General features: G+C 50.6%; 10 protein-coding genes. 5 read left to right on the top strand and 5 right to left on the bottom strand.

Annotated features, from left to right (window positions below; genetic code table 11):
- Window positions 1-78 precede the first annotated feature (78 nt).
- Together fnr and uspE are read left to right on the top strand one after the other, a co-directional pair.
- Entirely contained in the window at window positions 79-837 is a 759-nt protein-coding gene (gene fnr / locus JC793_RS09325; RefSeq protein WP_004237544.1) for a fumarate/nitrate reduction transcriptional regulator Fnr, read from the top strand.
- Between the two features lie 143 nt (window positions 838-980).
- Window positions 981-1,928, top strand: coding sequence for a universal stress protein UspE (gene uspE / locus JC793_RS09320; protein WP_046892151.1), 948 nt, complete (start codon window positions 981-983; stop codon window positions 1,926-1,928).
- Between the two features lie 58 nt (window positions 1,929-1,986).
- Here uspE and JC793_RS09315 read toward each other — a convergent pair whose 3' ends face one another.
- From JC793_RS09315 to pntA, 3 genes are all read right to left on the bottom strand, one after another.
- Entirely contained in the window at window positions 1,987-2,430 is a 444-nt protein-coding gene (locus tag JC793_RS09315) for a YfjT/YkfB family phage-associated protein (protein ID WP_025153253.1), read from the bottom strand.
- 79 nt (window positions 2,431-2,509) lie between these two features.
- Window positions 2,510-3,901: a Re/Si-specific NAD(P)(+) transhydrogenase subunit beta gene (pntB, locus tag JC793_RS09310; protein ID WP_046892650.1), complete on the bottom strand. Its 1,392-nt coding sequence runs from the start codon at window positions 3,899-3,901 to the stop codon at window positions 2,510-2,512.
- 5 nt (window positions 3,902-3,906) lie between these two features.
- Window positions 3,907-5,436 (bottom strand): Re/Si-specific NAD(P)(+) transhydrogenase subunit alpha, encoded by a 1,530-nt coding sequence (gene pntA / locus JC793_RS09305; RefSeq protein WP_218428269.1) that lies wholly within the window; start codon window positions 5,434-5,436, stop codon window positions 3,907-3,909.
- Window positions 5,437-5,828: 392 nt separating this feature from the next.
- On the opposite strand from pntA, the gene ydgH reads away from it, so the two are divergent.
- Both ydgH and JC793_RS09295 read left to right on the top strand, forming a co-directional pair.
- Complete coding sequence (ydgH, locus tag JC793_RS09300; protein ID WP_052927805.1) at window positions 5,829-6,785, top strand: DUF1471 family protein YdgH; 957 nt, start codon at window positions 5,829-5,831, stop codon at window positions 6,783-6,785.
- 265 nt (window positions 6,786-7,050) lie between these two features.
- Window positions 7,051-8,442, top strand: a complete 1,392-nt coding sequence (locus JC793_RS09295) for an amino acid permease (RefSeq protein ID WP_046892154.1) — start codon at window positions 7,051-7,053, stop codon at window positions 8,440-8,442.
- A 250-nt stretch (window positions 8,443-8,692) separates the two neighbouring features.
- Here JC793_RS09295 and hrpA read toward each other — a convergent pair whose 3' ends face one another.
- Entirely contained in the window at window positions 8,693-12,664 is a 3,972-nt protein-coding gene (hrpA, locus tag JC793_RS09290; RefSeq protein WP_218428267.1) for an ATP-dependent RNA helicase HrpA, read from the bottom strand.
- A gap of 186 nt (window positions 12,665-12,850) precedes the next feature.
- Between hrpA and JC793_RS09285 the strand changes: the two genes are divergently transcribed.
- Window positions 12,851-13,456 carry an FMN-dependent NADH-azoreductase gene (locus tag JC793_RS09285; RefSeq protein ID WP_046892156.1) on the top strand — a complete coding sequence of 202 codons (606 nt, stop codon included), beginning with the start codon at window positions 12,851-12,853 and terminating at the stop codon, window positions 13,454-13,456.
- Window positions 13,457-13,542: 86 nt separating this feature from the next.
- On the opposite strand, the gene JC793_RS09280 is transcribed toward JC793_RS09285, so the two are convergent.
- Window positions 13,543-13,881, bottom strand: a complete 339-nt coding sequence (locus JC793_RS09280; RefSeq protein WP_046892157.1) for a YdbL family probable chaperone protein — start codon at window positions 13,879-13,881, stop codon at window positions 13,543-13,545.
- Between the last annotated feature and the right edge of the window lie 8 nt (window positions 13,882-13,889).

The raw sequence follows: 13,889 nt of genomic DNA, 5'->3' as shown, positions 1-13,889 counted from the left end.
TTAAACTCAGACCACTTACCACTTTTGGTAGTCTGTGATAAAATTGATTCAAATCAATATTATTTCAAGAGCAAGCCTATGATCCCGGAAAAACGTGTAGTACGTAGAATTCAATCAGGTGGCTGCGCGATCCACTGCCAGGATTGCAGCATCAGCCAGCTTTGCATCCCGTTCACGCTGAATGAGCATGAGCTGGATCAGCTCGACAATATTATCGAGCGCAAAAAGCCTATCCAGAAAGGTCAGGCACTGTTTAAAGCCGGAGATGAGCTGAAATCACTGTATGCAATCCGCTCCGGGACCATCAAAAGCTATACTATCACCGAAGAAGGTGATGAGCAGATCACCGGCTTCCATCTTGCCGGCGACCTGGTCGGTTTTGATGCCATTATCAATACCGAGCATCCGAGTTTTGCCCAGGCACTGGAAACATCCATGGTCTGCGAGATTCCGTATGAAACGCTGGATGACCTGTCCGGTAAAATGCCGAACCTGCGTCAGCAGATGATGCGCCTGATGAGCGGCGAAATTAAAGGCGACCAGGAAATGATCCTGCTGCTGTCCAAAAAGAATGCGGAAGAGCGTCTGGCGGCCTTTATTTATAACCTGTCACGCCGTTTTGCCCAGCGCGGTTTCTCCCCGCGTGAATTCCGCCTGACGATGACCCGTGGTGATATCGGTAACTATCTGGGTCTGACCGTTGAAACCATCAGCCGTCTGCTGGGTCGTTTCCAGAAGAGCGGAATGCTGGCAGTAAAAGGCAAATATATCACCATCGAAGATATGGAACAGCTGGCTGCACTGGCCGGTAAAGTGCCTGCACTGCCGCAGGACTAGTAATCTCTCTCCCGGCAACATTTTTGGCTGCCGTAAAACGCATCAGACCGGTTTATTTCGGTCTGGTGCGAATATTTCCTACATTCCTGCTCCTGTTTGGTTTATCTTTATAGATACGTATCCAGCCCCGCGAGGAGAGATGAATGTCTGAATATCAGAACCTCTTAGTTGCAATAGACCCCAATCAGGATGATCAGCCGGCATTACGGCGTGCGGTATATATCGTGCAACGCAATGGCGGACGCATCAAAGCTTTCTTACCTATCTATGATCTGTCATACGATATGACTACCCTGTTGTCCCCCGAAGAACGGGATGCAATGCGTAAAGGGGTAATTGCCCAGCGTTGCGCGTGGATCAAACAGCAGGCGCGTTACTATCTGGAAGCCGGTATCGATATCGAAGTGAAAGTGGTATGGCATAACCGGCCTTATGAGGCGATTATCAGAGAAGTTGTCAGCGGTGGTCATGATTTGCTGCTGAAAATGGCACACCAGAACGATAAGTTTGAATCGCTGATTTTCACCCCGCTGGACTGGCAGCTTCTGCGTAAATGTCCGTGTCCTGTCTGGATGGTTAAAGATAAAGTCTGGCCGGAACAGGGTTCTGTTGTGGTCGGTGTCAATCTGTCCAATGAAGAATCGTACCATGATGCACTGAATCTCAAACTGGTCTCGCTGACACAGGATCTCGCGAAACGGATTGTAAAAGACCCGGCCATCCATCTGGTCAGCGCTTATCCGGTAGCGCCGATTAATATCGCTATCGAATTACCGGATTTTGACCCGAATACTTACAACAACGCACTGCGCGGCCAGCATCTTATCGCGATGAAAGAGCTGCGCCAGCAATTCTCCGTCGGCGAAGAATACACTCATGTTTATGAAGGATTACCGGAGAAAGTGATCCCGGAAGTGTGCGGTGAGCTGAATGCCGGGGTGGTGGTATTGGGAATTATCGGCCGGACCGGTATTTCGGCTGCATTCCTCGGTAATACGGCTGAACATGTCATTGACCATCTGAAGTGTGATTTGCTGGCCGTAAAACCGGACGGTTTTGTTTGTCCGATAGATACCAGTGATGATGATTAATCCTGTCTCCCGCAGAGGCCACGGCTTCTGCGGGAATTTTCTGCGCGTTCTGCGATAATCAGAACAGTGGCGCACACATCCCGTCACCGAGCACTTTTTTCACGTTCTTCTTATTCGGTTTAAATTCGCCGACTACTTTATTATCGGAATAAACCTTAAACTCCGTGGCTTTACTGAGCGCTTCTGTCAGATTGGTCCAGGCCGCAGCACCGGCGCGGTTCTTAGTGCTGTCCGGTACAAAATACGCTTCGTCGTCGATCAGAAATTCAATCTGCCCTTCCACTTCATGATCACCGGCGGAAATATCAATACTGTGATCGATTGAATTTTCATAATCCTCCGGGTCCGCCCCGACGTTACAGGCAACGACAACGGTCACGCCGGTGTCATTACTGATCCCGTACTCAATAAACCCCTGGCCGAAACCGGATGTCCAGATATTCGGAATGGCTAATGCGGAAGCAGAGAAGAGAAAGAGTGAAACGGCCATCATTTTTTTCATTAATCTGAATCCTCTGAGTGAAAAAAAGGCGGGTAACGCATTTACCCGCCTTGTGCATTTTATGCTTTTTTTACCCGGATTACAGTGCGCGCAGAATGGCGTCACAGCTGGCTTTGGCATCGCCAAACAGCATCTGGGTGTTTTCTTTGAAGAACAGCGGGTTCTGAACCCCGGCATAACCGGTATTCATTGAACGTTTGAAGACAATCACGTTCTGCGCTTTCCACACTTCCAGAACCGGCATCCCGGCAATCGGGCTGTTCGGATCTTCCAGCGCTGCCGGGTTAACGGTGTCGTTCGCGCCAATCACCAGTACCACGTCAGTGTCTTTGAAATCATCGTTGATTTCGTCCATTTCCAGCACGATATCGTAAGGTACTTTTGCTTCAGCCAGCAGGACGTTCATGTGCCCCGGCAGACGGCCGGCAACCGGATGGATACCGAAACGCACTTCAATCCCTTTGTCACGCAGTTTCTGGGTGATGTCGTGAACCGGATACTGAGCCTGGGCTACCGCCATACCATATCCCGGGGTGATGATGACAGAACTTGCGCCTTTCAGCATTTCCGCCACATCTTCCGCGCTGATTTCACGGTGCTCGCCCTGCTCTTCATCACCGGATGAAACAGTACCGTCAGTACCGAAACCACCGGCAATGACGCTGACAAAGGAGCGGTTCATCGCCTTACACATAATGTAAGACAGGATCGCACCGGAAGAACCGACCAGCGCACCGGTAACAATCAGCAGGTCGTTGCTGAGCATAAAGCCCGCCGCCGCCGCTGCCCAGCCGGAATACGAGTTCAGCATAGAAACCACAACCGGCATATCCGCACCGCCGATAGACGCCACGAGGTGCCAGCCGAAAGCCAGTGCAATCACCGTCATCAGGATCAGCGTGAAGACCTGTAAACCGGTGCTGTCAGTTTTGACAAAGGTCCATAACAGCAGGAAAGAAACAACCAGTGCCGCCAGATTCAGTTTGTGGCGGTTAGGCAGCATCAGCGGTTTTGAGGATAATTTTCCGCATAATTTGCCGTAAGCAACAATAGAACCGGTGAAGGTCACCGCACCGATAAAGATGCCGAGGAACACTTCTGTCAGGTGAATGTTATTCATCACCGCAGAGGTCAGTGCCTGGTTGTGATCCATATAGCTGTTGAAACCGACCAGTACCGCCGCCAGGCCCACAAAGCTGTGCAGGATAGCAACCAGTTCCGGCATTTCGGTCATTTCGACTTTACGTGCCAGACGAATACCAATCACCGCACCAATCACCATGGCAACAATAATCCAGCCGATATTGGCAGAATACGGCCCGAAGATAGTGGCAACCAGCGCGATAGCCATACCGGTAATACCCAGCAGGTTACCCCGTTGTGAGGTTTCATGGCGGGATAACCCGGCCAGACTGAAAATAAATAAGATTGCGGCAACAATATATGCCGCTGTAACGACTCCGCCTGACATATTCATTACCCCTTACGAAACATTTTAAGCATACGCTGTGTGACGGTGAATCCGCCGAAAATATTGATACTGGCGATCAGTACCGCAATAAAGGAGAAGAATGTCACCCAGCCGCCGCTGCCGATTTGCAGCAGTGCGCCGACAACGATGATCCCCGAAATTGCGTTGGTCACCGCCATCAGCGGGGTATGCAGCGCATGGCTGACATTCCAGACCACGTAATAGCCGACCACACAGGAGAGTGCAAACACAGTAAAGTGGGACAGGAACTCCGGCGGAGCCACATTCGCCAGCCAGGAGAACAGGATAAACGCCAGTGCCATCAGGCCGTATTTCAGCCATGGTGACATCGGTTTTTCCGGTTTTTTCTCTGCTTTGACAGCGGCCGGTTTTGCCTGCGGCTGTGCAGATACCTGAATCGGCGGTGCAGGCCAGGTGATTTCACCGGCTTTCACTACTGTCAGACCACGGATCACCACATCATCAAAATCAATGTTGATCTGCCCGTCTTTCTCTTTACACATCAGCTTCATCAGGTTCACCAGGTTGGTGCCGTAAAGCTGGGATGATTGTGTGGCAAGACGTGCCGCCAGGTCAGTATAACCGATGATTTTGACACCGTTTTCGGTGGTGTGGATTTCTCCCGGCACAGTCAGTTCGCAGTTACCGCCGTTCTGAGCCGCCAGGTCAACAATCACGCTGCCTGATTTCATCGACTCAACCATTTCTCTGGTGATGAGTTTCGGTGCCGGTCTGCCCGGAATCAGTGCGGTGGTGACAATGATATCCACCTCTCTGGCCTGATCCGCGAACAGTGCCATCTCTGCCTTAATAAAGGCCTCAGACATGACTTTCGCATAACCGTCACCGCTGCCGGCATTTTCTTCGAAATCGAGTTCGAGGAATTCGGCACCCATACTTTTCACCTGTTCTTTAACTTCAGGGCGGGTATCAAAGGCACGGACAACCGCTCCCAGGCTGCCTGCCGCACCGATTGCGGCCAGACCGGCAACACCGGCACCGATAACCAGTACTTTGGCCGGCGGTACTTTACCGGCGGCAGTGATCTGTCCGGTAAAGAAACGGCCGAAAGCATTGGCAGCTTCCACAATCGCACGGTAACCGGCGATGTTGGCCATAGAGCTGAGTGCATCCAGCGACTGGGCGCGGGAAATACGCGGCACCGAATCCATCGCAAAGACATTAACCCCCTGCGCGGCCAGTTTTTCCATCAGCTGCGGGTTCTGGGCAGGCCAGATAAAGCTGACCAGAGAACTGCCCGCCTTCATCAGCGGAATTTCATCATCCTGAGGGGCGTTCACTTTAAAAATAAGGTCTGATTGCCAGGCTTCCTGTGTGCTGACAATATCAGCACCGGCTTCGCGGTAAGCGTTGTCATCAAAACTGGCAAGATGACCGGCTCCTGTTTCAACAGCCACATCAAATCCGAGTTTTTTCAGTTGTATTACTGTTGCCGGCGTGGCGGCGACCCGGGTTTCACCAGACTGTCGCTCTTTTGGTACACCAATACGCATAATGTTCCCTTATATAAGCTCAAGTGTTTTACGGATGATTGGTCAGACATGTGCGTAAAAAAACAACCATTTGCACAAATTCAGATCAAAAGCACCCTTTTATCCGATATGTCCTAATAAGCTACTGAAAAATGTGATATCGATCCATCTAATTTGTTTGCCGGATGAAATTAAAACGGCATTTATCCGACCGGAAAAATTTTTTGCCGATAAATGACTATGATTGCATAAATTTATGGTAAAAATAGCTGTATGATTAACAGTCGTTAGATTGCACGATAAATTAAAGCGACAACAAGCACAAATACATGTCATAATTGTGCGGCCAGGATATAAAATTTACAGGTTCAGCACGTTATGAATATTAATTGCGCAAGGCGGAAGGATTTTGTATGAAGCTGAAAACAACGGTCATCGCATCTGCGATGTTTTTTTCATTTACCAGTCTGCTCCCCGCTCAGGCGGCACAGGAATTAACACCGGAACAGGCCGCTCAGTACCAGCCTTTCGAGCGGATTGCAGTTACAGGGCGTTTTAATGCTATTTATGAAGCCGCAGCTGCCGTTTCGCGTAAAGCAGACAAAATGGGTGCCGATGCTTTCTATATCCAGAGCCTCGATGATCTGAACAACAACGGTAATATGCGCGTTGTTGCAGATGTTTACCACCGCGATGCACCACCGGCCGAGAAAAAAGGCTACCGTCAGTTCCGTGGTGTCAATGAATTACCTGAAAAAGACGCGGTTGGTCTTCAGCCATTTGATACCGTGACTGTCAGCGGCTTTTTTGCCAACAGTCCTGACCTGAACGATGCTATCGCCAAAGAAGCAGTGAAAAAAGGTGCCGCTTCTTTCTTTATCGTCCGTAATATTTTCACCAACGATGGCGGAAACCAGCTGGTCACAGCATATGTCTATAAAGCCGATGCACCAAAACGTGTATTGCAGACAGAAGAAGCGCTGATCCCTGCGGATTCTGATGCCGGTCGTGCAGCACTGGCTGCCGGCGGCGAAGCAGCCAAACAGGTTGAAATTCCGGGCGTGGCCTCTTCCACAGATACTGCCGGTAATAATGTCGGTCGTTTCTTTGAAACCCAGTCTTCCCGCAGCGGCCGTTATACCGTCACTCTGCCGGACGGCACTCAGGTTCAGGAACTGAACAAAGCATCAGCCGCGGTAATGGCACCGTTTGACAGTGTCACCTTCACCGGTTACTACACCACGTCACCGGAAGTCTCCTATCAGGTTGCCAAGCGTGCAGCCGCCAAAGGGGCAAAATATTACCACATCACCCGCCAGTGGCAGTCCAGCGGCGGTAACGTAACTATCAGCGCCGACTTATACAAATAATCACGGTCTGACGGTTCACCGGAAAAAAGCGTATCTCTGATACGCTTTTTTTATAGCTTCAGCCTGAGGTATTAACACTTTCACTACATTCCTCTGCCGTCGTTCTGATATACAGCAAATATGCATAATATAATGCAATTAATGCATGATTAAACATTGCATATCCCGCCGACTCTCCGTACAATCAGCGCCAATTTTTGCGTATTCAGTCAGATTGACTGCATGAATAACCTGCTTAACGCATCAGATTTACCGGGAAGGTCTTTTGGATAAAAAACTCAGTTTAACCGCGCTTACCGCTTTAGTGCTCAGTTCTATGGTCGGCGCCGGTGTGTTTAGTCTTCCGCAGAATATGGCCGAAGTGGCCAGTCCGGCTGCACTTATTATCGGCTGGTCAATTACCGGTGTCGGTATCCTCTTTCTTGCTTTTGCTCTGCTGCTGCTCTCCCGGCTGCGTCCTGATCTGGACGGCGGTATTTTTACCTATGCCAAAGACGGTTTTGGTGAACTGATCGGTTTCTGCTCAGCCTGGGGATACTGGCTGTGTGCGGTGATCGCTAACGTCTCTTATCTGGTCATTGTATTTGCAGCGTTCAGCTTTTTTACCGATACCCCGGACAGCATCATTTTCGGTGACGGAAATACCTGGCAGGCGCTGATTGGGGAATCCATTCTGCTGTGGTTTGTCCATTGTCTGGTTCTGCGCGGTGTACAAACTGCTGCCGGTATCAATAAGCTGGCGACATTCGCCAAACTGGTTCCGCTCGGACTGTTTATCGTGCTGGCAGTGATCGCGTTCCGCTGGGATACATTCCATCTTGATTTCACCGGTGTGGATCTTGGTGTTCCGGTGTGGCAGCAGGTGAAAGATACCATGCTGATCACGCTGTGGGTGTTTATCGGGATTGAGGGCGCTGTTGTGGTTTCCGCCCGCGCCCGCCGCCGTAAAGATGTCGGTCTGGCCACGATGATGGCGGTGATTTCCGCGCTGACGATTTATATCCTGGTTACCCTGCTGTCAATGGGGGTTGTTGCCCGCCCGGAACTGGCAGAAATGCGTAATCCGTCGATGGCGACACTGATGGTGAGCCTGATTGGCGGCAGCGGTGAGATTATTATTGCAGCGGGTCTGATTATTTCTGTCTGCGGTGCTTACCTGAGCTGGACCATTATGGCCGCGGAAGTCCCGTTTATCGCGGCACTGCATGGCTCTTTCCCGTCACCGTTTAAAAAACAGAATGCGAATAATGCCCCCTCTTCATCTTTGTGGATGACCAACGGTGCTGTACAGCTTGCACTGGTGCTGATCTGGCTCAGCGGCAGTAATTACAATACGCTGCTGACCATTGCTTCTGAAATGATTCTGGTGCCTTATTTCCTGGTCGGTGCATTTCTGGTAAAAACCGCCCTGAAAATGAAGAAACCGGCACTGCTCGGTGTAGGTATGATCGCCGCACTGTATGGGCTGTGGCTGATTTATGCATCCGGTATTATCAATCTCATGCTGTCTGTTGTGCTCTATGCGCCGGGTATTCTGGTGTTCCTGTATGCTCTGAAAAACCGTGAGATAAAAACCACGCTGCATTTTATCGAGTGGAGCATTATTGCTGCTCTGCTGATAGCCGCCGTTCCTGCGCTCTGGTATTTGGTGCGCTGAAGACACGAAAATATGAGCCGGTCACTGACCGGCTTTTTTGTCTCCTCCCCCGTATCCCGCGAATGCTTTCTGCTGAATAAAGACAACACTGATGCTTCCTGCGGCGTATCTGTAATAAAACACTCTGTATGTTGTAACTAAATAGAGATGGATACACGATAAACAAAAAGAAAACGGGCGATGATATGCCCGTTTATTACTATAATTATTAATACTGGATAAATAAACAGTATACCGTAAAAACGGCACTTTACCCGCTGATTTGTTCCATTGCCTGAATAATCCGCTTATCTGAAACCGGATAAGGCGTACCCAATTGCTGGGCAAACAGACTGATGCGCAGCTCTTCTATCATCCAGCGTACGGCCTCTGCTTCCGGTCTGCGTTTCTCCACCGGCGACAGCTTGCCCTGCCACTGTTTCCACAGATTCTGAACATGCTCAATCTTACTCATGTTCGCCCTGTCACGGTTAACATCAGACACCAGTTTTTCGATACGCCGCTCTATCCCCTGTAAGTAGCGCAGGATATCCGGCAGACGCTGCCAGCCGTGAGCGGTAACAAAGCCCGGGAAGACCAGCCCGCTCATCTGTGCTTTGATATCAGAGAGCGCAAATGCCATCTGCATATCTATCCGCCCTTTCAGGCGTTTATTGATAGCAAACGTCGTGGTCAGGATTTGTTCCACCAGCTTCGCAATACCGGCAACCGTTTCATTCAGCTCTGCCCGGACAAATTCCTGTAACTGAGCGAATTTATCCTCCTGCCAGACCACACCGCCGTATTGCGCTATCAGTTTATCGACACCACAGGCGATACAGTCATCGATCAGATCCAGCACTTTACCGTACGGGTTAAAATACAGCCCCAGTTTGGCTTTGTTCGGTAATTTTTCATGCAGATATTTGATCGGTGACGGAATGTTCAGCAGCAATAAACGCCGCGTTCCCGCCTGCATCGCCAGCTGCTGTTCAAATTCCGTTTCAAAGACCTTAATCCCGACACTCTGTTTTTCATCCACCAGCGCCGGGTAGGCTTTTACCGCATAACCACCGCGCTTTTGTTCGTAACAACCGGGGATATCGCCGAAACGCCAGATATGCGCACCGCTTTGTTCGATACCGTCATCCACCACATCAGATAACGTCTGCTGTACCTGCTCTTTCAGGCTCAGTTTCAGTGCCTCAAGATCATAACCTTCGGCCAGTTTTTTCTGTTTATCTCCCGTGATACGGAAAGTCATTTTCAGGTGTGAAGGAATTTGCTCCAGTTGCCAGGATTCGCGATCAACGGTCACACCGGTCATACGGCGCAGTTCCCGTTCCAGTGCATCCAGTAATGTACCCTGCGGCTCAGGTACCCGCTCCATAAATGCTCCCGCATAGTTCGGCGCAGGCACAAAATTACGGCGTACCGGTTTCGGCAGAGATTTGATGAGTGCGATAACCAATTCTTCACGCAGTCCCGGAATTTGCCAGTCAAATCCTTCCGGACTGACCTGGTTAAGTACCGGCAGCGGGATGTGTACGGTCACGCCATCCGCTTCCGTTCCCGGCTCAAACTGATAGCTCAGTCGGAATTTCAGATCCCCCTGATACCAGTAATTCGGATAATCCTGCGCGGTCACCTGGTTAGCATCAGAGCGGATCAGCATATTTTTCTCATAATTGAGAAAATCCGGTTTCTGTAACCGTTCCCGTTTCCACCAGTTATCAAAGTGCTGTGACGAGATAATATCCGGCGGCAGACGGGTATCGTAGAAACTGAACAGGGTTTCGTCATCCACGAGGATATCGCGGCGCCGGGATTTGTGTTCCAGCTCCTCCACTTCGTTGCGCAGTGTCTGGTTTTCCCGGAAGAAAGCATGGCGGGTCTGCCAGTCACCTTCCACCAGAGCATGACGGATAAAGAGTTCGCGGCACAACACCGGGTCGATATTGCCGTAATTGACCGGACGTCCTGCCACCACCGGCAGCCCGTACAGCGTGACTTTTTCCGTCGCCATCACCGCGCCCTGTGATTTCTCCCAGTGCGGTTCGCTGTAGTGGTATTTCACCAGATGCGGCGCCAGCGGCTCTATCCATTCCGGTTCAATTTTGGCGGCAATACGCCCCCATAACCGGCTGGTTTCGACCAGTTCCGCCACCATCACCCATTTTGGCGGTTTCTTAAATAATCCCGAGCCCGGGAAGACAGAGAAACGTGCATTACGCGCCCCGGTGAACTCCTGTTTTTCCGTGTCTTTCTGCCCGATATGAGATAGCAGACCACTCAGAAGTGACAGATGCACGCTGCGGTAATCCGCCGGTTCGCTGTTAACCGGTATTCCCTGCTCTTTTACCACCTGGCGCAGCTGGGTATACACATCCTGCCATTCACGGATACGCAGATAGTTGAGGAATTCCTGACGACACTGTTTACGCAGCTGAGAGTTAGACAGCACCTTCTGCTGCTCTTTCAGGTAGTTCCACAAATTCACAAAAGCAATAAAGTCGGATTCTTTATCCGCAAAGCGGCGGTGTTTCTCATCAGAAGCCTGTTGTTTCTCCATCGGACGCTCACGCGGATCCTGGATAGAGAGCGCCGCGGCGATCACCATGGTTTCACGCACCGCACCATGATTACGGGCTTCCAGTACCATCCGTGCCAGACGCGGGTCAATCGGCAGTTTTGCCAGCTGACGCCCGGTTTGTGTCAGATGATAATGCCCTTCCGCGGAGGTTTTACCGTCGATAGCACCCAGTTCTTCCAGCAGTTTTACACCATCCTGAATATTGCGTTTGTCCGGCGCTTCCACAAACGGGAAAGCGGCGATATCACCCAGTCCGATCGCCGTCATTTGCAGAATAACGGAAGCCAGGTTGGTACGCAGAATTTCAGGGTCGGTAAATTCCGGCCGTGACAGAAAATCATCCTCAGAATAGAGGCGGATGCAGATCCCGTCAGAAACACGTCCGCAGCGCCCTTTCCGCTGATTTGCCGATGCCTGTGAAATCGGCTCTATCGGCAGACGCTGAACTTTTGTCCGGTAGCTGTAACGGCTGATACGGGCAAAGCCGGTATCAATCACATATTTGATACCGGGAACCGTCAGTGAGGTTTCCGCCACGTTGGTGGCCAGCACGATACGGCGGCCGGTGTGCGGCTGAAAAATCCGGTTCTGTTCACTGTTGGAAAGACGGGCGAACAGCGGCAGTACTTCGGTATGGCGTAAATCAGCTTTATTCAGGGCATCGGCGGTTTCACGGATTTCCCGTTCCCCGCTCATAAAGATAAGGATATCCCCGGCGCTTTCACGTCCCAGCTCATGTACCGCATCCAGAATGCCTTGTGTCAGATCGCGATCAGTATCGTTCTCTTCCCCCATGACCGGACGATAACGGACTTCCACCGGATAGGTACGGCCGGAGACTTCAATAACCGGCGCATTACCGAAATGACGGGAAAACCGTTCCGGATCAATGGTTGCTGACGTAATGATCACTTTCAGATCCGGACGTTTCGGCAGCAGCTGACGCAGATACCCCAGGATAAAATCAATATTCAGGCTGCGTTCGTGCGCTTCATCGATGATGATGGTGTCATATTGCAGCAGCAGCTTATCCTGCTGTAATTCAGCCAGCAGAATACCGTCCGTCATCAGCTTAATCAGTGAATTATCACCGACCTGATCACTGAAACGGACTTTATAGCCCACGGCACCGCCAAGGGGAACTTTCAGTTCATCCGCGATACGGGAAGCCACGGTTCTTGCTGCCAGGCGGCGCGGCTGGGTGTGACCGATAAATCCGGTAATACCGCGCCCGAGCTCCAGACAGATTTTCGGGATCTGCGTGGTTTTCCCGGAACCGGTTTCCCCTGCGATGATCACCACCTGATGGTCGCGGATCGCGTTATAAATGGCCTCACGCTTCTGTGAAACCGGCAGATTATCCGGATACGTAATCTCCGGCCGGTTAGCAATACGCAGCTCAGTCCGGCTGATACCGCGCAGCATCTCATCCTGTAATCCCGCCAGTACCTTCTGCTGAGATTCCGGGTTGCGGATCTTCGCCACACCCGCCAGCCGTTTACGGAACTGGTGCTGCTCCCGCAGCGATAAATGGGGGATTAATTGTTTTAATTCATTAAGAAGGGAATTCACCTTGCTGTCCTTCTGATAGGTAATAGATTGCCGTCGATACGGTTTGACTTTTTGTGCGGCGGGTTTCCCCTTTATCATTGTTATCCCGTTTTCGGAGTAACACACACCGCCCGTCTTTATTAAACTTGCCGCATCCGGACATTGTCAGATTTTTTGATGCTATGCGCCGAATTTATCCGCTGTTCTTTATACAGCGGTTTTCTTACACTATTCACGTAATAAATCACGTAATAAATAAGCTGAATCACAATAACAAGGTTTACTATGCAAAAAGTTCTCGTTCTGAAATCCAGTATTCTTGCGGACTACTCTCACACCAACAAAATGGCGGATTATTTTATCGGACAATGGCGGAAAAATCATGCAGATGATGCGATCACTGTCCGTGATCTGAGTGCTGAGCCGGTACCGGTTCTGGATAATGAAATTGTTTCCGGCATGCATGCACCGGCAGGCGGCACCTTAACACAGCGCCAGCTGTCTGCAAATGCGTTACAGACTGAACTGATTGATGAGCTTTTTGCACACGACGTTATCGTATTCACCGCGCCAATGTATAACTTCACCGTACCGACACAAATGAAAACCTATCTGGATTTCATCGCCTCTGCCGGTAAAACGTTCCGTTATACCGAAAACGGTGCCGAAGGTCTGGTGAAAGGTAAGCGCGCGATTGTCCTGACTGCGCGCGGCGGCTTCCACCGCGATCTGACTTCTGATCTGATTGTGCCGTTTATGAAACAGTTCCTGGGTTTTATCGGTATCAGCGATATTGAGTTTATTTATGCCGAAGGTGTCTCGATGGGTGAGGATTTTGCCGAAAAAGCACAGCAGAATGCCCGTCAGTGTGTTGAAGCACTTTCCGCATAACCGGATAACAACATAAAAACAGGCTGTATCATCATTAATCATCCTTGTTCCGCGCCGGCTTATCCGGCGCTTTTTTTTTACATCTGTTACTCTTTCTTCAGCCATTTACCGTTGATACCAAGCACATATTCGCCCTGCGGCGCACGTGCCACCAGTTTCTGACCGGCGATTTTTGCCACTTCTTCAGCCTTCATCCGGTTAGTTTGTGCCAGCTCTGTGTATTTTTGTGTCCGTGCCGTATTAATCTCTTTCACCAGACCACTGACATCCTGCCGTGACGACGCCTGCTCCACTGCTGCGATATAACCGCTGAATGTTTCCCCCACCAGCCCCTGCTGTTTGGCTTCATCCAGTGTCAGCGCAAACGCTGAGGTGCTGATCAGTAATGTCAGTGCGGCCAGCCCGCCGTTAATGAATTTACGCATTATTCACC

The organism is Morganella morganii, from assembly GCF_019242955.1.
GTDB classification, from domain to species: Bacteria; Pseudomonadota; Gammaproteobacteria; order Enterobacterales; family Enterobacteriaceae; genus Morganella; species Morganella sibonii.
This window is presented reverse-complemented; position numbering and strand designations above follow the sequence as displayed.